Annotated in this window: 26 protein-coding genes; 19 read left to right on the forward strand and 7 right to left on the reverse strand. The window is 46.6% G+C overall.

Going from position 1 to position 20,903, the window contains the following annotated elements; genetic code table 11:
- Positions 1-8: 8 nt before the first annotated feature.
- A complete protein-coding gene (locus tag CR205_RS05900; RefSeq protein WP_110517886.1) occupies positions 9-281 on the reverse strand; it encodes a hypothetical protein in 273 nt (90 codons plus the stop codon).
- A gap of 142 nt (positions 282-423) precedes the next feature.
- On the opposite strand from CR205_RS05900, the gene CR205_RS05905 reads away from it, so the two are divergent.
- Positions 424-1,239 (forward strand): alpha/beta fold hydrolase, encoded by an 816-nt coding sequence (locus CR205_RS05905; protein ID WP_236634706.1) that lies wholly within the window; start codon positions 424-426, stop codon positions 1,237-1,239.
- Positions 1,240-1,544: 305 nt separating this feature from the next.
- Here the strand turns inward: CR205_RS05905 and CR205_RS05910 are convergent, their stop codons facing one another.
- Positions 1,545-2,354, reverse strand: coding sequence for an alpha/beta fold hydrolase (locus CR205_RS05910; protein ID WP_110517890.1), 810 nt, complete (start codon positions 2,352-2,354; stop codon positions 1,545-1,547).
- Positions 2,355-2,587: 233 nt separating this feature from the next.
- Here CR205_RS05910 and CR205_RS05915 point away from each other — a divergent pair, with 233 nt between their 5' ends.
- Positions 2,588-3,652 carry an SDR family NAD(P)-dependent oxidoreductase gene (locus tag CR205_RS05915; protein ID WP_110517892.1) on the forward strand — a complete coding sequence of 355 codons (1,065 nt, stop codon included), beginning with the start codon at positions 2,588-2,590 and terminating at the stop codon, positions 3,650-3,652.
- An 84-nt stretch (positions 3,653-3,736) separates the two neighbouring features.
- Here CR205_RS05915 and CR205_RS05920 read toward each other — a convergent pair whose 3' ends face one another.
- On the reverse strand, positions 3,737-4,270 hold the full coding sequence (locus CR205_RS05920) for a GNAT family N-acetyltransferase (RefSeq protein ID WP_161524684.1): 534 nt from the start codon (positions 4,268-4,270) through the stop codon (positions 3,737-3,739).
- A gap of 209 nt (positions 4,271-4,479) precedes the next feature.
- Here CR205_RS05920 and CR205_RS05925 point away from each other — a divergent pair, with 209 nt between their 5' ends.
- Together CR205_RS05925 and CR205_RS20675 are read left to right on the forward strand one after the other, a co-directional pair.
- Complete coding sequence (locus CR205_RS05925) at positions 4,480-6,147, forward strand: outer membrane protein assembly factor BamB family protein (protein WP_110517896.1); 1,668 nt, start codon at positions 4,480-4,482, stop codon at positions 6,145-6,147.
- A gap of 307 nt (positions 6,148-6,454) precedes the next feature.
- A complete protein-coding gene (locus tag CR205_RS20675) occupies positions 6,455-6,589 on the forward strand; it encodes a hypothetical protein (protein ID WP_268877398.1) in 135 nt (44 codons plus the stop codon).
- A gap of 368 nt (positions 6,590-6,957) precedes the next feature.
- Here CR205_RS20675 and CR205_RS05930 read toward each other — a convergent pair whose 3' ends face one another.
- Positions 6,958-7,092 (reverse strand): small acid-soluble spore protein P, encoded by a 135-nt coding sequence (locus CR205_RS05930; protein ID WP_110517898.1) that lies wholly within the window; start codon positions 7,090-7,092, stop codon positions 6,958-6,960.
- A gap of 187 nt (positions 7,093-7,279) precedes the next feature.
- On the opposite strand from CR205_RS05930, the gene CR205_RS05935 reads away from it, so the two are divergent.
- Entirely contained in the window at positions 7,280-7,537 is a 258-nt protein-coding gene (locus tag CR205_RS05935; RefSeq protein WP_110517900.1) for a hypothetical protein, read from the forward strand.
- Positions 7,538-7,572: 35 nt separating this feature from the next.
- Here CR205_RS05935 and sspO read toward each other — a convergent pair whose 3' ends face one another.
- Positions 7,573-7,722, reverse strand: coding sequence for a small acid-soluble spore protein O (gene sspO / locus CR205_RS05940; RefSeq protein WP_110517902.1), 150 nt, complete (start codon positions 7,720-7,722; stop codon positions 7,573-7,575).
- 265 nt (positions 7,723-7,987) lie between these two features.
- Here sspO and acnA point away from each other — a divergent pair, with 265 nt between their 5' ends.
- From acnA to CR205_RS05965, 6 genes are all read left to right on the forward strand, one after another.
- Entirely contained in the window at positions 7,988-10,720 is a 2,733-nt protein-coding gene (gene acnA / locus CR205_RS05945; protein WP_110517904.1) for an aconitate hydratase AcnA, read from the forward strand.
- Between the two features lie 148 nt (positions 10,721-10,868).
- Positions 10,869-11,018, forward strand: a complete 150-nt coding sequence (locus tag CR205_RS20410; protein WP_171051676.1) for a hypothetical protein — start codon at positions 10,869-10,871, stop codon at positions 11,016-11,018.
- A gap of 64 nt (positions 11,019-11,082) precedes the next feature.
- Positions 11,083-11,826, forward strand: coding sequence for a DUF421 domain-containing protein (locus tag CR205_RS05950; protein ID WP_110517906.1), 744 nt, complete (start codon positions 11,083-11,085; stop codon positions 11,824-11,826).
- A 56-nt stretch (positions 11,827-11,882) separates the two neighbouring features.
- On the forward strand, positions 11,883-12,023 hold the full coding sequence (locus tag CR205_RS05955) for an FbpB family small basic protein (RefSeq protein WP_110517908.1): 141 nt from the start codon (positions 11,883-11,885) through the stop codon (positions 12,021-12,023).
- A gap of 55 nt (positions 12,024-12,078) precedes the next feature.
- Entirely contained in the window at positions 12,079-12,210 is a 132-nt protein-coding gene (locus tag CR205_RS05960; RefSeq protein WP_407923545.1) for an acid-soluble spore protein N, read from the forward strand.
- A 127-nt stretch (positions 12,211-12,337) separates the two neighbouring features.
- Positions 12,338-12,856: a VanZ family protein gene (locus tag CR205_RS05965; protein ID WP_110517911.1), complete on the forward strand. Its 519-nt coding sequence runs from the start codon at positions 12,338-12,340 to the stop codon at positions 12,854-12,856.
- Positions 12,857-13,358: 502 nt separating this feature from the next.
- Here CR205_RS05965 and CR205_RS05970 read toward each other — a convergent pair.
- A complete protein-coding gene (locus CR205_RS05970) occupies positions 13,359-14,021 on the reverse strand; it encodes a TVP38/TMEM64 family protein (RefSeq protein WP_110517913.1) in 663 nt (220 codons plus the stop codon).
- 166 nt (positions 14,022-14,187) lie between these two features.
- Here CR205_RS05970 and CR205_RS05975 point away from each other — a divergent pair, with 166 nt between their 5' ends.
- The gene (locus CR205_RS05975; RefSeq protein ID WP_236634707.1) at positions 14,188-15,123 is read left to right on the forward strand and encodes a DMT family transporter; all 936 of its coding nucleotides are present in this window, start codon (positions 14,188-14,190) and stop codon (positions 15,121-15,123) included.
- A 67-nt stretch (positions 15,124-15,190) separates the two neighbouring features.
- Positions 15,191-15,406 carry a hypothetical protein gene (locus CR205_RS05980; protein ID WP_110517916.1) on the forward strand — a complete coding sequence of 72 codons (216 nt, stop codon included), beginning with the start codon at positions 15,191-15,193 and terminating at the stop codon, positions 15,404-15,406.
- Between the two features lie 54 nt (positions 15,407-15,460).
- Here the strand turns inward: CR205_RS05980 and CR205_RS20220 are convergent, their stop codons facing one another.
- Entirely contained in the window at positions 15,461-15,622 is a 162-nt protein-coding gene (locus CR205_RS20220) for a hypothetical protein (protein ID WP_161524685.1), read from the reverse strand.
- A gap of 164 nt (positions 15,623-15,786) precedes the next feature.
- Between CR205_RS20220 and CR205_RS05990 the strand changes: the two genes are divergently transcribed.
- The 6 genes from CR205_RS05990 to nadE all read left to right on the forward strand — a co-directional run bounded on the left by CR205_RS05990 (position 15,787) and on the right by nadE (position 20,894).
- On the forward strand, positions 15,787-18,156 hold the full coding sequence (locus tag CR205_RS05990) for an AAA family ATPase (RefSeq protein ID WP_110517920.1): 2,370 nt from the start codon (positions 15,787-15,789) through the stop codon (positions 18,154-18,156).
- Positions 18,157-18,579, forward strand: a complete 423-nt coding sequence (locus tag CR205_RS05995) for an acyl-CoA thioesterase (RefSeq protein WP_110517922.1) — start codon at positions 18,157-18,159, stop codon at positions 18,577-18,579.
- A gap of 20 nt (positions 18,580-18,599) precedes the next feature.
- Positions 18,600-19,166: a suppressor of fused domain protein gene (locus tag CR205_RS06000; RefSeq protein ID WP_110517924.1), complete on the forward strand. Its 567-nt coding sequence runs from the start codon at positions 18,600-18,602 to the stop codon at positions 19,164-19,166.
- A 120-nt stretch (positions 19,167-19,286) separates the two neighbouring features.
- A complete protein-coding gene (tlp, locus tag CR205_RS06005; protein ID WP_110517926.1) occupies positions 19,287-19,523 on the forward strand; it encodes a small acid-soluble spore protein Tlp in 237 nt (78 codons plus the stop codon).
- Between the two features lie 191 nt (positions 19,524-19,714).
- Positions 19,715-20,038 (forward strand): hypothetical protein, encoded by a 324-nt coding sequence (locus tag CR205_RS06010; protein WP_110517928.1) that lies wholly within the window; start codon positions 19,715-19,717, stop codon positions 20,036-20,038.
- Between the two features lie 28 nt (positions 20,039-20,066).
- On the forward strand, positions 20,067-20,894 hold the full coding sequence (gene nadE / locus CR205_RS06015; protein WP_110517930.1) for an ammonia-dependent NAD(+) synthetase: 828 nt from the start codon (positions 20,067-20,069) through the stop codon (positions 20,892-20,894).
- Positions 20,895-20,903: the final 9 nt, after the last annotated feature.

Below are 20,903 nucleotides of genomic sequence, written 5' to 3' on the forward strand. Positions count from 1 at the left end.
TTGTATGTTTAACCTGCGGTAAACCGGTGATGCAGGAAAATAGCAAAGAAACTGATCAGACCAAAAACGAGAAACAGAACAAAGAGTGTCATATCCATGATTGGCTGGTATATTGAGGAAATGTAGTGGGCTTTTATGAAAAACAGGACCGATGCCAAAAGCGTAATCACGGATGGAATGTACTTGACCCACCATTTTGAATACGGGTTGAGCTGCTTTTGTGAAAAATGGATTGAATAATACACCATAATCAGTAATAGAAGAGATAAAAGCAGACTCATAAATCTCCACCTCCTCCTGCATTATAATCCTCATCTGGTTTGTTCATGAATGAATTCAAATGAAAGTAATAAAAAGAAACAATAATATTATTATGTTAATTAGACGCTGTCTTTTCATTTTTTCCATTAGATGGTAAAGTAATTGGAAGAGAACTGGGGAGAGGTGAATAACATGCCGTTTGCACAAGTTCGAAACGGGCCTTTGTACTACGAAGTGTGCGGTAAAGGAAAACCGGTAGTGTTTACACACGGAGCATCCTGGAACAACCGACTTTGGGAACCCCAGAAAGAAGTGCTCGCGGAGCATTATCAGATCATTACCTGGGATGTAAGAGGGCACGGGCAGTCGCCCGCTGCAGGGTGTGAATTGAGCGGAAAAGTATTCACTGAGGATCTCATTGATCTTCTTAATCATTTAAAGCTCGACAGTGCGGTGCTTGCAGGTCTGTCAATGGGAGGGATTATTTCCATGCAGACAGCTATTGATTACCCCGGACGGGTGGAGGGGCTTGTGCTGATCGGGTCTCCCTGTACGTTTCGGTTTAACTTTTACGAACGGATGGTGGTTCCGGTTCAGAGAATGCTCAGTCTCTTTCTGCCAATGAGAACGTTCGCTAAGGCACAGGGATATTACTTCTCCCGTTATAACCCCGGCAACCGCCTGTTTATCGAAGAAGCTGTTCAGTCCATGACCGCGAAGGACTGGCATAGGGTATGGTGTGCACTTACTGCCATGGACTGCAGGGAAAATATGAACCGGATTGAGTGTCCTGTTCTCATCATTCAGGGAGAACACGACTTCATCATCAGGCATCAGCAGAAATACATGGCTGAAACGATACCGAATGCCCGGCACGTAGTGGTAAAAGAAGCAGACCATGCCACGAACCGGGACAATGCAGAGGAAGTTAACCGTCTGCTTGAAGAATTTCTGAAAAGCAGGGTATATAGTGAGTGAGTACTGAGGGAAAGTCTGAACAGTTATTAACTTAATAAACACTCGCGCTCTCAGCAGGTTCAGGGAAGTTCAGGTAGAAGTGGAGGCGACAATTAAATGTGCCCGCGGAAAATATAATTTATCCGCTATATTCCGGCTTGATCCGCTAACTTTCTGATATATCCTCGAAACCTGGAAACATTCGTACCAGCCGCCGTCCGCAGAGGAAAAGTTCCTGAAAATAACCAGAAAATAATGGCTCCCACCCGGTGGGAGCCATTTCCTTAAGCAATGCTTTATCTTAGACAACGCTTTTTGTAATTTTCTTACATCGCATCTGCATTCTGCTTTTTTTCGATACGTCCGATTTGCTTTAAAAAAGCTGTTGCTTTCTTATTAAAGGTATCCGGCTGTTCGATATTGCAGACATGGCCGCAATTGTTAATGATTTCAAGGTCTGCCAGTTCTTCTTTTTTAACGTGACGGCGGATGCCTTTTAAAAACATATGGTCCTCTGAACCGGATACATAAAGTTTAGGAATACAATTCGGCTTCTGACGAAGGCGCTGGTAGGTTTTGTATGCGTCGCGGGCAACAAATCCCCACTTATGATAATCGTCTTTTCCCAGCTTGAATGCTTCTCTGATAAAAATAGCACGGGATTTGCGATGATTTTTCCTGGGGAGAAGCAGAAATGCGAAAATGGAATAAGGGACCATGTAGGGAAGCAGTGCCCGTACAGGCCGGGACAGTGTAAGTTTCCCAAGCATTTCGCCCCACTTGAGCCATCGTGAGGCTGCACCTGCAAGTACCATCGATTGAATCCGGTGGCTGTGCTTCAATGACACTTCCTGCATGACAATCGTACCAAGTGAGACACCGACAAAATGAGCCCGTTCAATTCGGAGGTGATCCATCAGTTCAATGACTTTACCGGCAGTAAGGCTCAGATAATCGCGGCAGTCAAAAGAAGGGGAATCACCATGACCGGGGAAATCCACGCAAAGAAGGTTGTAATCCTGCTTGAACGCTTCAATCTGTTTGTGAAAAATTGTATGGTTCCCTCCGAGTCCGTGAAAAAGGACGATCCAGTCGTGATACGGTTTTGATTCATATGTTTGAAAGTTTAGTAACATTATAGTACCCTCATTTAAAGGCGATTTTATTCTCGCTGATGATTGACTATAAATATACAATATTACTAACGGGAAAACAATGTTATTATGAGATAAGGCAATGATTTTCACTATGTTTGACTGGTCTGCTTACAGGTTCCGGTCATAATTTACCAAATAAGGAATATCCTGACTGGTGTTTTACTGAAATAGCTTAATAGATATTCCTGGTGCATAAAAAAAGGAGTGGTCATGTGAAGATTCTGGTCACAGGAGCTTCAGGGTTTGTCGGTAAGAAACTTACTGAAAAGCTTCTGAAAAAAGGGCACGCCGTATACGCCCTTGTCAGAAGTGAACAAAAGAAAAAAGAGCTTATAAGCAAAATACCGGAAGCGCTGCAAAAACGCTTTTCGATTATTTTCGGTAATCTCGACAGCCCGGGTCTCGGATTGGAAATGGAAAAAATGAAAGAATTAAAACAGGAAGGTATTGATATTGTTTATCACAGCGCAGCCTACCTGTCCTTTGATGACCGTGAAAGGGAGAAATCGTTTAATATTAACGTCGAAGGCACCCGTCATCTGCTAGACTTCAGTACAGGTATAGGAGTGAAACGCTTCTTTCATGTGAGCACGGCTTATACGCTCGGAATGAAGGAATTCGCTGAAGAAGCACTTCACGATGTGGATGGGCGTTTTGTTAATAGTTACGAAGAAAGTAAGTGTCACGCTGAGCATCTCGTCTTTTCGTACCGGGACCGCATGGATGTAAGTATTTTCCGGCCGTCCATTATCATTGGCGATTCTGTGAGTGGAGAAGCAGAAACTACTTTTGCCCTCTACGGCATGCTCAGAAGCTTTCAGCTCTTTAAGAAAAGAATGGAACGGCGTCCGGCAGAACTTGGCAAAACTTTTGCCTTTCTCTGTGATGAAGATTCCCCGTCCAACTTCGTCCCTGTTGATTATGTAGTAAGTGTCCTTACTGAAGCAGCTGTTCACGGCGAAAAGGAAAAAATCTATCACATTACAAACAGTTATGAGCTTTCAAACGGGGCAATTTTTACGATTATTAAAAACAGCCTCGGGCTTACAAATGTAAAACTCCTTCCTAAAGAAGATAAAGATCTGCTTTCCCCTGAGGAACAGCGTTTTAATGAACCCCTCGCGGTTTTTCAAACCTACCTCAGCAAGCAGGTGGCTTTTGATGACACCAACACCCGCTCCATGCTTGATAAAGCAGGTGAATCACCTGTTTATGTGGATGAGACTCTTCTCACCCACATGATTAAAAGTTACTGCCGCGGTCCGGTTCATGCTTAATGGAAAAATAACAGAAACCGGCCCCTCTGCATTACTGCAGAAGGGGCCGGTTTTTTATGCCTGGTTTCGATTTAGAAAACACTTCTATTTTGCCATAGGCGGAAGAACCTTCTCGTAGATGATCCCGTCGAGGGCGTTTCCTTCAAACAAGAGGGAGGCGTGTCTGATCCCTGTTTCATGGAATCCGTTTTTCAAAAGCACCACCTGTGATCCGATATTATCCACAGCTGTCATGGCTTCGACCCGGCTGATTTTATGGCGGGAAGCTTCTGAAAGGGCGAGGCTAATTGCTGCTGTGGCAAACCCTTTTCCTTTATGAGCTTCACCAATTCTGTAACCGAGTTCAGCTGTTTTCAAACCAGCCTGGTCCGTCTGTATATTAACGAGGTTGATTCTGCCGGCAATCGCATTATGCTCTGTCTTCACCGTATACATCTGACATTTTCCTTCAATTGTTTCTGTCAGGAGAGACTGAAGGTTGTTCATAAAGTTATCCTGGTCAAAAAAAGCATCTCCCCGGTCGGGAATGACAGAAGCAAAATAAGTACGGTTTTCCTGTTCGAATGCAAGGAGTTCCTCTGCAGCCAGTTCTGAAAGAGCTTCCAGATAAACAGTCATCTCCATTCGCTCCTTTTCGCAGTTATTCCTTCATTTTATACCATTTATTAATGTCTGAATAGTCGGAATGTAGGATTGTAATAAGAATGTAAGAAAATCACAGCAACGAATGTCAGAGATTGTCGGATACTCTTTTGTGAGAATATGCTGATATTTAATAAAATCTATTAAAAATGTGGTATGTTGGAAATATTTGAAGGGGTGGAAAAATGAAGATAAAAGCATTAATCGCTGCCGGGCTGCTTGTAACCACAGTCGGATGCGGCTGGAGTGGTGCAGACGGAAACATACTTTTCGCTGAAGATCAACCTTCACTGCCCGAGTCAGGGGACAGTGATGTACGGTATGCTGATATGGAAAAACCGGTTGTTCTGAACGACCCCGATTTAAAAGGTCACAGTTTTCGTTACGGTCCCGTTACCATTGAAAAATTCAGCCAATTAAACCTCTCTTTTGATCTGTATGCAGATGGTGCGGCAGAAGAAGAGGTATTTACTGAAGAAGCATGGTTTCCGGAATATTATACCGACCTTAAAGGCGTGATCACGTTCAGAGGAGGTCCCTACAGAGACCGCCCTGCTTACGGAACACTTCAAAGCGGTAATCCTCAGATTGAAGACCGCTGGTCCTTTACAACAGGGGCAAATCCTGACTGGGGGGGAGGAGCCGGATGGACAGGTCAGCCTGTTATTGTCCAGTGGGAAAGAGAAATGAAAGAAGTGATGAACCTGGAGGAACGGTTCAAGGAAGATGATCAATTCACTGAGGTGATTCTCGGGTCTCTTGATGGAAGGGTATATTTTCTGGACCTGAATACAGGTGAGCAGACACGCCCTCCAATTGAAAATACAAATCCGATAAAAGGAAGTGTCTCCTTGGACAGCCGCGGCTACCCGCTGCTTTATGTCGGTGATGGCGTGCCGACCGGAGCAGACCGTGATTTCGGCTTCAATATATACAGCCTGATCGACGGAGAGCGGCTCCATCACATTAATGGCAGGGATCCTCTCGCTTTCCGTGATTGGGGAGCGTTTGACAGTTCAGCACTGATCAACCGTGAAACGGACACAATGACCGTAGCCGGTGAGAACGGCATGTTTTATCAGGTAAAACTCAATACGGATTTTGACAGAGAATCAGGAAGTATCAGTGTGTCTCCAGAAGAAATTAAACTTCGCTACGCAGTGGACGGAAATGAATATAAAGGCATTGAAAGTTCTGTTGCAATACATAAGAACCTGGCCTACTTTTCCGATAACGGGGGCTCGATTGTTGCGGTGGATCTGCAGACGATGCAGCCATTCTGGGCCCTTCCGCCGCTCGATGACACAGACTCAACCATCGTAATGGAAGTCATCGATGATGTGCCGTATCTTTATACAGCAACAGAAGTGGACAACATTGGAACGGACGGGGACTGTTACATCCGGAAAATCAACGGCCTTTCCGGAGAAGTGATCTGGCAGGAATCCTACCCGGCCTATTATTACCCGAATGTTGTGGGAGGCGTCCTGGCCACTCCGGTTCTTGGCAAGGAAAATATGGAAGGGCTTGTCGTCTTTACGGTAGCCCGCTACGGTTCCCGGTACAGCGGGATTATGGTTGCCCTCGATAAGGAGAGCGGAGATGAAGTGTGGCGTCATGATATGCCCCATTACGCCTGGAGCTCACCTGTGGATGTTTATGATGAAGCCGGGAACGGTTATTTGGTTCAAGCGGATTTTGGCGGGGATGTCCGCATTCTGAATGGTGAGACTGGAGAGACAATCGACAGAAAGAATTTTGGTTTTAACATAGAAGCAAGCCCGGCAGTGTTTAACAGCAAAGTGGTATTTGCCAGCCGTGGGGGCAGGATTCACGGTATTGAGCTGAAGTAAGGTTTTCAGTGTAAAGAGAGCGGAAACCCGTTGGGACAAAGAAGCGCGCACATGAAGCGGGGATTGTTTAAAAAAACGAATGGATCCTCCTTAAGCAGGGTAAAGTAATTTACGGTCTGAATGAAGGCCATGTTATTCCACAGTCCGCTGAAGATTTATGATAGCTGCCGGGGACGTGACTTGTTCAACTTGGGTAAGTAACAATGGAAGCAAACAGAAAAAAACACTTTAAACACTTAAGTGAAAACACTTTAGTGCGGGGAAGTGTCCGCGGGATGAAAAAAACATTGAATAAGGAGTGGTGGTTGTGATACGGATTTTAGCTGCAGGTGCAGGAGTGGGCCTGACGGTTTATGTGGCCGGGGTTCTGCTTGATTACCGTGATGGTCGGCGTATCGAAGAAGAACGCCGTGCCGCAGGATCAAGGCACAGAAGATCATAATGAAATAGAGAAAAAAGGCGGTCACCATGTGACCGCCTTTTTTCAAAGGATGGATACAGAAAGTTGGGGTACTATCGATGTTTGTCCTTCGGAAACACCTCATTTGTAATGTGATGTTTTCTTTGACCGCGTGCGACGTCCGCTTGTTAATGGTACAAGCTAACCACCCCTCAAGAATTCTTAAGGTCTGATTCGTTTCACACTTACGCCGATGGTGCTCGTGTTCTGTATCTTCCTGAAGAGAAAGTGTATGACCTCCTCTTCACTAGCTAGTATGGCCGGTTAGAGGGGAGATAAACCGGTAATTTTTCCCTCAGGATAATGGCCCGGTGATATTAAAAAATAAGCTTTCGGACTGAATGTGCGGGTCAGCTTTCTCCGTCTGTTGCTCCGACGTGGTTTGCTTTTTTTGTTTTGTGAGAGCCGGACATGGCCTGAGGCTGATTTGAACGGTTATTTTTAGGCTGATTTCGCCGCTGGCTTTTATATGTGTTTCTTTCCATCGATTCCTCACTCCCTTCCTCACTAGTCTGCCCTGATGAAGAACCTTAAAACGATGAAGAAAAACACACAATTGGCAATAAAAAATACTACCTTTCGGCATAAAAACCTTCCTCAATTAAGAAACTACTTATGAAAAAATGATCCCGGACCGGTAATGCGGTCTGAAGGAAAGAAGAGGGGACCTCTATGCCATTTGATAAAAACAAGCAGCAGGCTTTTCAGGCAGCCCAGCAGGCATTTGTCCAGCTTCAGGACGCCATGGATAACCTTCATCCCGAAGAAGCAGATTACGGCCGCCATCACAAACATGCTGAGCAGGAGCTCAATGAAGCTGTACAGGTGATCCAGAAGGCGTATCAGTCAGCTTCCGAGCATCAAAAACAGCAGCTCCGTCTGTATGAAGAGGAACTGAGCAGGTACCAGCAGGAACTGCAGGACCAGTAAAAAAACAGCTCCCCGCTTACGGGGGCTGTTTTTCATTACTGGCGCTTTTTCGTTTTCTTGTTGAACTGCTTTTCTTCTGCGGAAAGCGGGGCGTCATCCCACCGCTCATTGAATCCGGCGCCTTTTCCCTGTGCCTTGGCTGCGTTCATACCGGGACGCACATGGTTTGCTTTATCTTTTGTCAATTTGTTTCACCTCCACTGCTTACCGCTAGTTTTTGTCTGGAAATGCGGATTATAGCTGGCTTTTTGTGGATGACCTTCAAAGAGAAGCGGGTTTGAGGTTCTCTTTCACGGGGTAAAAAATGTATGCAGGAAAATGAAGCGTTTCCATTCCCGAAAAGGCCAAGGCATGGTATTGTAGTAAAGTAATTGTTTTCACAAACCTGCCTGAGGTTTTAGACAATTTAGACAATCTGTATTATGATAATAATTGAAGGAGGGTATACATATGTCGAAAGATAACACTTTATACAATTCAAAGAAATCATTTGAAGTTAACGGAAAAACGTATTATTACTATGAAGTAAAAGCAATCGAAGATGCCGGTGTGGCAAAGGTTTCCGACCTGCCTTACTCTGTCAGAGTCCTTTTGGAAAGCGTTTTACGCCAGCATGACGGAAGAGTCATTAAGGAAGAGCACGTGGAAAACCTTGCAAAATGGGGTACAAGCGATCAGAAAACGGTTGATGTGCCGTTCAAGCCTGCACGTGTCATTCTCCAGGACTTCACAGGCGTTCCAGCAGTCGTCGATCTTGCCTCCCTTCGTAAAGCTATGGCAGATATGGGCGGAGATCCTCAGGAAATCAACCCTGCAATTCCGGTCGATCTCGTGGTAGATCACTCTGTACAGGTTGATAATTTCGGCGGAGCAGACTCCCTGCTTCGTAACATGGAGCTTGAATTTGAAAGAAACGAAGAACGCTATAAATTCCTGAGCTGGGCTCAGAGTTCCCTTGATAACTATCGTGCTGTTCCTCCTGCAACCGGAATTGTACACCAGGTAAACCTGGAGTACCTTGCCAATGTTGTTCAGGAAAGCAAGAATGAGGACGGGGAAGATGTGGCGTATCCTGACACTCTTGTCGGAACTGATTCACACACGACCATGATTAACGGACTCGGTGTTCTTGGATGGGGTGTCGGCGGTATTGAAGCAGAAGCGGGTATGCTGCAGCAACCATCCTATTTCCCGGTGCCGGAAGTTGTGGGAGTGAAATTCACAGGGGCCCTTCCTGAAGGTGCTACGGCAACAGACCTTGCACTGAAAGTGACGCAGGTGCTCCGTGAGAAAAAGGTTGTCGGCAAATTTGTCGAGTTTTTCGGACCTGGTCTTGCATCTATGCCGCTTGCAGACCGTGCAACGATTTCGAACATGGCTCCTGAATACGGGGCGACATGCGGTTTCTTCCCTGTTGACGAAGAAGCACTTAACTATCTGCGTTTTACCGGTCGTTCAGAAGAACAAGTCAAGCTTGTTGAAGCATACTGCAAAGCGAATGACATGTTTTATGAAGCAGGTAAGGACGATCCACGCTTCTCAACTGTAGTGGAAATCAGTCTCGATACCATCGAGCCGAACCTGTCCGGTCCTAAACGTCCACAGGACCTTATTCCACTATCCCAAATGAAGCAGGAATGGAAAAAATCACTCAGCGCACCTGTCGGCAACCAGGGATTTGGTCTCAGCCCCGAGGAAATCGACAAGTCCGTTACAATTGATCACCCGAACGGCAAACAGAGCGAACTGAAAACCGGTGCCGTAACAATTGCCGCGATTACGAGCTGTACGAACACGTCCAACCCGCACGTCATGATCGGGGCAGGACTCGTAGCCAAGAAAGCCGTAGAGGCAGGACTTGAAGTTCCTGAATACGTGAAAACCAGCCTTGCACCGGGATCCAAAGTGGTGACCGGCTACCTTGAGGATGCAGGCCTGATGCCTTATATGGATAAACTGGGCTTTAATCTTGTAGGGTATGGCTGTACAACCTGTATCGGAAACAGCGGTCCGCTTCCGGAGGAAATTGAAAAAGCCATTGCAGAAAATGACCTTACTGTTTCTTCTGTATTGAGTGGAAACCGTAACTTTGAGGGAAGGATTCATCCGCTTGTAAAGGCCAACTACCTGGCGTCACCGCCGCTTGTCGTGGCATACGCCCTTGCAGGAACAGTCGATATCGACCTTCATACTGAACCGCTTGGTCAGACAGAAGACGGCAAGGATGTATACTTTAAGGATATTTGGCCGACCCATAAAGAAATCAAAGGCCTGATGGAAGAGGCTGTAGCACCGGAACTCTTTAAGCGCGAATACGAGAAAGTATTCGATGACAACGAGCGCTGGAACAAGCTTCAGACAAGTGAAGGGGATCTGTATAAGTGGGATAAGGAATCCACATACATTCAGAACCCGCCATTCTTTGAAGATATGAGCGAAGAGCCTGAAGATGTGAAGCCGCTTAACAGTCTGCGGGCTGTAGCAAAACTCGGTGACTCTGTCACAACGGACCACATTTCCCCGGCAGGCTCCATTGCGAAAGACAGCCCTGCCGGTAAATATCTGATTGAGAAAGGACTTACACCTGCTCAGTTCAACTCTTACGGTTCACGCCGCGGTAACCACGAAGTGATGATGCGCGGTACTTTTGCCAACATCCGGATCAAGAACCAGCTTGCTCCTGGAACAGAGGGCGGATATACAACGTACTGGCCTGAAAACGAAGTGATGTCCATTTACGATGCGTGCATGAAGTACAAAGAGCAGGACGCAGGTCTTGTAGTTCTTGCAGGAAACGACTATGGTATGGGAAGCTCCCGTGACTGGGCTGCCAAAGGAACCAACCTTCTTGGCATTAAAACGGTCATTGCACAGAGCTTTGAGCGGATCCACCGCAGCAACCTGGCTCTTATGGGTGTTCTACCGCTTCAGTTTAAAGACGGCGAAGGAGCAGACAGCCTCGGCCTTACAGGGGAAGAGCAGTTCGATGTCGATCTTACCAATGATGTAGAGCCCCGCAGTTACGTGAAAGTTACTGCGAAGCATCCTGAAACAGGAAAAGAAACCAAGTTCGAAGCACTCGTCCGTTTCGACAGCGAAATTGAGATCGATTACTACCGTCACGGAGGCATTCTTCCGATGGTACTGCGCCGATCCCTTCAAAAAACAAAGCAGACAAAATAAGAACGAATCCAAAAACCTTCCGTCCTAGTGGCGGAAGGTTTTTTGCGCCAGTCTTAATATTTCACATACCGTAATAACAGAATCAGAATTACATAAGAATCGCAAAATCACACATACTAAAGGCATTGACAGTAAAGGGGGAATGAAGGTGGGCCGTCAAAAGAAGGGTAACGCGAATGCTCAGCGCAATAATAACGCAAAGATGCAGGGCAAAGAAAATCATGCGTCCGAGCTTGAAACATTTGCAGATTACGAAGTGAAAAAAATGAGAAATGACCAGCCTCAGCGGGGGCAGTAAAAAATGAAAAACTCCGGCTTTTGACCCCGGGGTTTTTCTATTCTGTACATAACGGGTGATGTGAATGTTTGAATTCTGGCAAGGAGCAGAGGATCTTCCCATTTACGGATTTCTGATCCGAGCGGCCATCGTATACGCATATATATTTCTCCTTGTAAAAATTCTCGGCCAGCGGTCGATCGGGACAATCAACCCGCTCGATTTTATTTTCGGTATTATTATCGGCGACGTTGTCGGAGAACCTCTTGCGGCAGGTGATGTCCCTCTCCCGGGGCCATTGGCTGCTGCAGCACTGATCGCCGGTTTACATCTGTTTTTATCATGGATTTCTCTTAAGCTTCCACGTTTGAGAAGAGTGATTGAAGACGAACCGATCGTCCTGATAAAAAACGGCACCATTCTTCATAAAGAGTTATCGAAAAATAAAATAACAATTGAATCACTTATGATGGATCTGAGGCTCCAGAGTGCCATCGATTTGAATGAAGTGGATTACGCGGTACTGGAATCAAACGGGCAGATCAGCGTCATAAAGAAATCAGGAAAAGACCCTGCAACAGCGGAGGATGTCGGCAGGCAGATCCCGTCAAAAGGCTATCCGACTGTGTTAATTGAGGATGGTCATGTGATTGATGCGAACCTGAAACGGGTAAGGTCTAAGAAATGGCTTCATGAGCAGCTGGAAAAGCATAGCCTAAAAGAACCGAAAGATTGTTTTCTGATGACGCTCGACGAAGCAGGCACTGTTTTTGTAAGCAAAAAGCTGACGAAAGAACAGCAGAACCATATCCTCGGCAATTCCACATAAGACAAGGTATGAAAGGGTATCTTAACGGTCAATAATGATTTACAGAGGTGAATGAGATGAGAAAAACGAAAAAAAGACGATTTGAAGATCTGATCAGTGAAAACAAGCGTCAGCTTATGAGTGATCCAAAGGAAATGGAACGGATCGAACTTAAACTCGATAAGCGTCATCAGGACCGTCTTGGAGACGCCCTTTAATCTGCATACATGATTCCTTCCTGCACATATTAAGAAGGAAGGAGGCTGAATAACTGTGAGTCATAAATCCGATCAGTACCGTCCAAACCATCTGGACACACAGCCGAGAAAAAGTGATTCCAATAAAGGCAAGCAGATGAACACGAAGAGTAATGAACAGCCTGACTACGCTCCTCCAAAAGGCTGAAGAAATGGACCTGCCGAACGAACGGCAGGTTTTTTCTTTTTGTAGTCAAATCGTAAAATTAAAGGGCTTGTCACCGCCTCTGCCTCATAAGATAATGGAAGAACGGTATTATGCAGGGAGTGGGACTATGACAGCCAGAGACCATCAGACATCATTAAAAGACTCAGCCGGGTCAAAACCCAAAAACCGGCGTTTTTTTGTAACCGCCCTTTTTCTTTTATACCTGGGAGCGGTATTTTACGTAACATTTCTTGCCTGGAATTACGGGTCTTCCTATTCCCCACCCGGGGAGGACGGAAGAAACCTGAACGTCGTGCCGTTTTTAAGTATTTATAATATCTACACTTACAGTGCTGACCCAATGGTGCCTGTCAGAATCCTGATCGGTAATATCATTATGTTTGTTCCGTTTGGTTTTCTTCTTCCGTTAGTGTACAGAAGATGGCGGAGAAGCTACCTCGGTGTGCTGCCGGTCGCTTTTATGGCGCTTTTGGCAAGTATCGCTATAGAGGTAAATCAATATTATTTTACCTACAGAGTGGCAAACGTTGACGACGTGATTCTCAATACGACTGGCGGTCTTCTCGGAGCGCTGGCGTACGACTGTGTTCGAAGAGTCAGCGGATTTTATATTAAACGGAAATAAAGAGAGGTCCTTATAAGAAGCTCTTTTCGTAAATGTTGTTGTAATATTACGCTGCAGGCGGACGATTTCCGCGGGCATCGCCTCAGCCTCCTCGGGAAAATTCCTGCTTCTTCCTCTTCAAGCTACTTTCCAAAGCAAAAGGCCCTCACCGTCGGTGAGGGTCCTTCCATTTAGCTGAGTTTTAACCCAGTCTCTACTCTTTCGCCTCGGTCTCTCCCCATGTGGTTATTATTAATTAGGCTCTGTTAAAGAGTATTGTTATTTGATTTACGCTCACTGCGATTATCCGCGGACACCGCTTCAGCCTCCTCGGGAACCATGCTTCTTCCTCTGCTCGTTTCGCTTCGAAGCATCTGCGTTGTAGCAACTCGGAGCATACTCGTGAAGTAACCGCTCGTCCCTGCGGGGTCTTCAGCCGGCTCTGTTCCCGCAGGAGTATCGCGAGTTCGCTTCAATCAAACGATTAATAAAAATCAGCACAGAACTTTAACAGAGCCATTAATTAAGAGGAACGTGGATCTTCGCCGTGTTCAAGCCGGAATCTCTGCTCGGCTCTTTTTTTCCAGACACGGTACATGCCATACATCACGATCAGGAAAGTGGCGTAAACAATCGCCATCACGAGCAGTTCCCCTGGATCCGTGACAATTGTATGACCGATCAGGGCAAAGAGGATCATGCTCGGGATTTTTCCCAGCGAGGACGCTGCTGTATAGGAAAGAAACCTCACACGGCTGAGAGCGGCGTAAACATTAATGATGATAGACGGAATGACCGGTATCATCCGAAGCAGTGTAATCGTAACAAACGCATTTCGTTCAAAAAGAACCGTAAGCTTTTCGAGATACTTGTACTTGTGAAGAATCTTTTTTCCCCAGTCCTGGTAGCCGTACCTGACAATGGCAAACATGATCACAGAAGCCAGGGATGATCCGATCCAGATGAGCAGCCCCCCGAGTGCCGGTCCGTAGGCAGCACCGATCACCCCTCCTACAATCGGATAAGGAATCACCGGGAATAAGGACATAAGGGTGGCAACAATGGCAGTCAAAGGCGCATAGGAACGGTCCGTGCTGCCAATCCAGGCCAGGAGGGGTTCGTGAACCAGATAAATAATAAAAGCAACGCCAAGATAAAAAAGCGTAACCGTAATTTTCCGCAGCATAAATCAAAGGCTCCTTTACATTCAATGCATTCAGTATACTACGAGTTTCAAAATCGGGAAATCAATTAGTGTGAAATTGCACAAACAACCGTTTAAGGCTGTTCAAACAGCTTCATTTCGTGTATATTTCGATTATCGAATAATTGTGAAGCGAGTTGATAGTCTCATGTCCCTGCAGCCTACACGTTTATGGCCGGTCTATTTGATGCTCGCTTTTTCCACCAGTACGTGGGGAAGCGCTTTTGTAGCCGGCCGGTTCGCTACAGAATCCTTTGATCCGGTAACAGTAGCTTTTTTACGGTTCTTTTTTGCTGCCATCATCCTTGTGCCTCTTATGTACATATTGGAGAAGGACAGACCGCGGCCATCCTTAAAAGACTGGGGGCTTTTTGCCCTTCTGGGTCTCACCGGCATAGCCATTTATAACATTGCTTTTTTTACAGCTGCCAAATATGCCCCGATCGCCAAAAGCTCGCTTTTTATTGCATCAAATCCGGTGCTGATCATTCTGCTTTCAGGTCTTTTTCTTAAAGAGACCATCACCGGGCGCAATATTGCCGGGCTGGTCCTTGCCCTTACAGGAGCAGTCATTATAATTACAAACGGTGATATTCTTGCTGCGGCGCGTCACGGTCTTGAGCCGATCGATTTTGTTCTTCTGTTTGCCGTTGTCTGCTGGGCTCTGTACAGCGTCCTCGGCAAGGTCGCACTGAGGAAATTTTCATCGCTTGTCTGTACCACCTGGGCTGTGGTATTCGGTACAGTAATGCTTTTTCCGTTTGCCCTCCTGGAAACGAGCTGGACGCAGGTGGCGGAGGCAGACTGGGGTGTCTGGACAGCGATCCTTCATATGAGCATCATCGTTACGGTAGTGAGCTTTCTTATGTATTACCAGGGCATAAAAATCATCGGCGCTGCCAAAGCTTCCCTTTTCATAAATCTGATGCCGGTTTCAGCCGTGATTCTTGCGGTCGTCTTTCTTGACGAACCTCTTCTTTGGGCACATCTTGCCGGAGCCCTGTTTGTTTTGACCGGTGTCACAATCGGAACATATACCAGACCACTCTGGCTGAACCGGAAAAACAAAGCAGCGCGATCGTAAGGTCACAAAATAAGGGATCACGAATAGACTGAATCATCCTATTCCCTTATGAAAGTGTGACGAGACTATGCCTTATGAACACCTTACTTTTCGGGAACTGACTGCTTACTACAGCAGGGTGAAAAAGTACATTGATGACGGTTTCAGGGCCGACGGACTCAAAGAAGAGCTGGAGCTGATTCTGAAATCGATTAAAGAAAAAGCCCGGGCAGAAAACCTGCCCTGTGATGCACAAGCTTATGAAAGTGAGATCCGGAGATACATTCGCCGGCTCAGACATTAACCCAAAACGAGCAGCCTGTTTGACCGGGCTGCTCGTTTTTCTTCCATACGGGGGTTATTTTGATGCTTTTCCCTTTGTCAGATGACAGGGTACCCCTTTTCCAATTGCACCGGGTTTCCGCATTTTTTCCATATAGGCAATTCCCCGCGTGCACTGCTGGGTGCAGGCTTCGCACTTATCACTCAGAACCATCTTCATCGTATGCTGAAATTTCAATGAAGCCTCTGCTGCAGTATATTTCTTCTTTTTCCCCACACTCATCCCTACCCTCTGTTTGTTGCTTCATCATATGCAGGAAAAGAAATCAGGCTACTGTCCCGGTTTAGAAAATCATCAGGAAGAATGATACAATAAACGGGAAAGAAAGCGGGGGACCATGGATGGAACGTGAGCGTACCAACCGCCTGGCGGTTGATGAAAGAATCAGCGAATTACTTGATAAGCCTGATCACCTGCTGAAGGAAACAGAGATTGTCAGGCTGATCCAATATGTTACCGAAGAGCAGGATGCAGAAAGCCCATCAGACGAAGGAAGCAGGAAACAGCTTGCGTATCTGTATACCCTGGCAGCAAGGGCGAGGTATGCCAGAAAGCAGGAAGAAGATGATAAAACAGCCAAGTGGGCTGAGCAGGCTGCTTCCATGCTTCCAAAGGATGCGTATGTAGCCGGACTGTTCCGCAATCTTGATTATGCATCACTGATGACAGATTTGTTACCGAACCGTTTCGCAAAAATCAGGGAAACAGATCACAGCCATGCAAAAAAAGCAGTAGTTGAACAGTATCTTCAAACAGCTCGGGAATTTTTAAGCCGTGAACCGGAACTGCTGAAACGGGCTTCAAGACTTGATGAAAATGCCCAGATTGTCAGTGACTATGAAGCTTATGCCTTCAGTGGCAAGGTGCTCTCCTTTCTTGAGAGAGCCAAAGATGCTGTCCAGCATCTTCAGGACGCATCTAATTCTTTTCGGGAAAGCATCTCCGGTATCTATCATTCAAAAGAGCATCTAAAAAGGGTCAAGGAGGCTGTCGCTGTCCTTGAAGAGCTCGCTGCCGAATGGGAACAGATCCGTAAAGACACTCTCAGAAAAGAGGACGAGCCGACAGCCCTGCGTGATCTCCACAGTATGGTCGGATTAAAGGAAGTAAAGGAAAGGGTCCGCAGCTACTACCGGTATCTTGTTTATCAGAAAGAACGAAAGGAACAGGGGTTTCAATTTCAGGATGAACAAAGTCTGAATATGATTCTTACCGGAAATCCGGGAACAGGGAAAACGACCATTGCCCGGCTTCTTGCACGGATCTATCATGAACTCGGCGTTCTTCCCCGTGAGCATGTGACCGAGGTAGACCGTTCTCACCTTGTCGGTTCCTACCTCGGGCAGACGGAGGAGAAAACGATGAATGTCATAAAGGAAGCTGCAGGTGGTGTGCTCTTTATAGATGAGGCGTACAGCCTGAAGCGCGAGGGTTCAAGCGGAACCGATTATGGCCAGACAGCCGTCGATACCCTCGTTTCCGCTATGACCGGAGGAGAATTTGCCGGCTCATTTGCTGTTATTCTTGCAGGATATCCGGAAGAGATGCGCCGGTTTTTATGGAGCAATCCAGGACTGCGGAGCCGCTTCCCGGAGAACAATCACATTCACCTGCCCGATTATTCCATCAATGAACTGCTTGAAATCGGGGAGCATGTGGCGCTCGACAATGACTTTTCCCTTACGGAGGAGGCCCTGCCGGCTTTCAGGCATCGTCTGGAAAAAGAACAGGTGGACGACAGTTTCGGCAATGCCCGCTCGGCACGAAACATCGTGTTAAATGCGGTATTTAAAAAAGGAGCACGGGCTGCTGCTAAAGAGTCGTATACAAGAAAAGACTTTACTGTTCTTGAAAAGGACGATTTTCATATAGGTGACAAGGAAGAGGAAAGAACCGGCACCCCGGAGGAGCGTCTTGGGGAACTGATTGGTCTTGAGAGTGTAAAAAAAGAAGTGAGAACCCTTGCCTCGTTTGTGAAAGTTCAGAAGATGAGAAGGGAAAAACAACTCCCTTCCGTGCCTGTTCAGCTCCACAGCCTTTTTACGGGGAATCCCGGTACCGGGAAAACAACAGTAGCGAAAATCTTCTCTGAAATTCTCTACGAACTTGACCTGCTTAAAAGAGGCCATCTCGTTGTCGCCGGTCGAAGTGATCTTGTTAGCGGCTACACAGGCCAGACAGCAGGGAAAACAAAAAAGAAGATCCGTGAAGCCCTCGGTGGGGTTCTCCTGATTGATGAAGCATACAGCCTCCTCTCCGGAGGTCCTGGTGATTTTGGCAAGGAAGCTGTGGACACGCTGGTTGAAGAAATGACAAAGCATGAGGAAAATCTGGTTGTGATCCTTGCCGGCTATCCGGAGCCGATGAAAGCATTGATCAAAAGCAATCCAGGACTCGCTTCAAGGTTTAAAAAAACCATTCTGTTTCCGGACTACTCACCGAAAGAGCTGCTTGACATTCTTCTGTATTATATAGAGCGGTTCGGCTACAGGCTTGAAGAAGGAGCCGTTGAAGAGATTCAAAACCGGATTGACGCTGTCAGACCAGCAGGAAACGGTCGTGCAATGAAGGATGCGGTGGAGGATGCCATTCAGCATCATTCCTACAGGATCCTGTCAGATTCTGCTGCCGTGCCTGATGAACAAACACTTACCACTCTTAAAGCCGACGATTTTACGACACTTATTCAGATAAGGGGAGAAGAGAGCTAAATGTTAACGACCGAATCAAGGATCACTGTCAGATATGCAGAAACAGACCAGATGGGCGTGGTGTACCATGCGAATTATCTGGTCTGGTGCGAAATTGGGAGAACAGAACTGATCGAGGAACTGGGATTCCGGTATGCAGATATGGAGAACTCCGGAATCCTGTCTCCTGTAACCAGTATTAATCTGTCCTACAAAGCTCCGGCACTTTATGGTGAAGATGTGACGGTGCTTACGTGGATTGAGGCGTATACCGGTATCCGGATTACATACGGCTACGAAATCAGGAATCAGGCAGGAGATGTGTGTGTAACCGGATTTAGTGAACATGCGTGTGTAAAGAAAGAATCCTTTAGGCCCATCTCAGTCAAAAAACATTTTCCTGAATGGCATGAGGCCTATGAGCGCAATAAAAAGAAATCGTAACACCGGGAGCGGGTGCACAGATGGATACGTTTATCAATTTTCTGGAAAAGCATATGGGCAAAATTGAATGCGGCTGGCATCAGAATCAGCAGGGGCACAGGCTCCCTTTTCAGGTTGTCATGTACGAGGGGGGGCCAATGCCCGGGGCGAAGTCCTACTCAACCCTCGGTTTGAGCCTGGAAGCCTTAACAGACGGTGAATCGGGTGAATTGATTCATCAGGAGCTTATTTTCCTGACAGATGCCTTGTTTGATCATCCTGAGATTCCTTTTATACTGCAGAATACGGCCTTAATGGCTTTAAACAGCCATACACCCTATTTCAGGGGAAACGTGATTGGACCATTTGGTCCCATGTTTGAAGGCTGTGACATGGAAGCATTTTACGTTACGCTGCCGGTGTATTTTAACGAACCGTTCCGAGTGTACGAGACAAAAGCCGGAGTGCGGTACAACATGATGTGGCTCATTCCTATAACAGCATCGGAAGCTGACTTTATCGAAGCGAACGGATGGGGAATTTTTGAAGATCTTCTTTCCGAAACACAACCGGATCTGACAGACCTATACCGTGAATCACTTGTATAACGGAATTTGTTAAACGAACGTGCGGCGCTTTGTGTGAAAGTGAGCACATCCGGTGATAACCATGAATAAAATAACTTTTCCTCTGCAAAATAAGACAGTACTTTTTTGAAGGAGGAATCGATGATAATGAAGCCAAAACCGGATAACCGCCAGGACAACGCAGAAAAGCTTGAACAGATGGTGGAAAACACGCGTGAAAACATGGAAGCAGCTCAGGAAACGGCTGATAATCTCGATCTGAAAGAGGAAGATCGCCAGGCAATTAAGGAAAAAAACCAGCGCCGTGAAGAAAGCATTCAGAGCTTTCAGGCTGAGATTGCCGATGAAAAAGGCGATCGTGAGCGCGGCGACTATTAATTTTGTCCATAACAGGGTAACAGAGAAGGTAGGAGCCGGTGCTCCTGCCTTTTTCTTTAGTCTGTGATTTCTTCAATCTTCCCGGATGTTTTACCGAAGAGCCGTAAAATTGGGAACAGACGGCAAAATGATTGATTCTTTCATAGAGGACAAACTAAAATAAAAACAGACTGCAAAGGAGGATGGGCACCGTGGCATTTGGCATCAGCCGGCGAGAACTTGAGCAATTTAAAAAAGAGGCCCAGAAGGGCGAAATTGCCATCATTACCCACTACTGGTATGATGAACGGTTCCCCCAGTATAAAACCGTTACAAAAGCAGGATGTGCTGATACAGCCCGGCTTGTGAACTGGGGAAAGCAGTACGGCCTGAAAAAAGAATGGATTCATCACCGCGAAGGCCTGCCTCATTTTGATCTCCTCGGGGAAAATGCGGTCCGTATTCTTAGAGCGGAAGGCAGAACCGGCCAGCTTGAGAGGTTCAGACATGCCTTGACTCCTGCTTCTGACAGCTGAAAACCAATCTGATCTGGAGGATGAGAACATGATTAAAAAACAAGATGAAATTATTCATGAACTGAAAGTGAAACCGGAAATTGATCTGGAAGAGGAAAAGCGCAAGCGGATTGATTTCCTGAAGGCCTACACGAAAAAGTCAGGTACAAAGGGATATGTACTCGGCATCAGCGGGGGACAGGATTCATCGCTTCTTGGCAAGCTCATTCAGCTCGCCATGTCTGAACTGAATGAAGAGGAATCCACAGACCGCTATACGTTTTATGCCGTCCGCCTGCCGCACGGCACCCAGATGGATGAGGACGACGCCCAGTTGGCGCTGGACTTTATCAAACCGTACAACGTAAAAGCGGTGAACATTAAGCCGGCAGTAGTTGCCTCTTTTGAACAGTTTAAGGAAGCAACAGGGGAAGAAATGAGTGACTTTGTGAAGGGCAATACGAAAGCTCGTGAACGTATGAAAGTTCAGTACGACCTGGCCGCCCATTACAGTTGTCTCGTTGCAGGTACGGATCATGCTGCTGAAGCCGTGACCGGTTTTTACACAAAGTTCGGGGACGGCGCCTGTGACGTGGCACCGTTGTTCGGATTGTCCAAACGCCAGGGTAAAGCTCTTCTTAAGTCACTAGGTGCTCCTGAGCGCCTTTATACGAAAAAACCGACAGCTGATCTTGAGGATGACCAGCCGCTCCTTCCGGACGAGGAAGCGCTCGGAATTACGTACGAAGAAATTGACGATTATCTGGAAGGAAATGATATCAGCAGCGGCAGCCGTGAAAACCTGGAGCAGCGCTATGACCAGACGGCCCACAAACGCCAGCTGCCGGTGACGGTCTACGATAAATGGTGGCAGTAGGAAGGGGGC

The sequence above is a fragment of the Alteribacter lacisalsi genome (assembly GCF_003226345.1).
Classification (GTDB): domain Bacteria; phylum Bacillota; class Bacilli; order Bacillales; family Salisediminibacteriaceae; genus Alteribacter; species Alteribacter lacisalsi.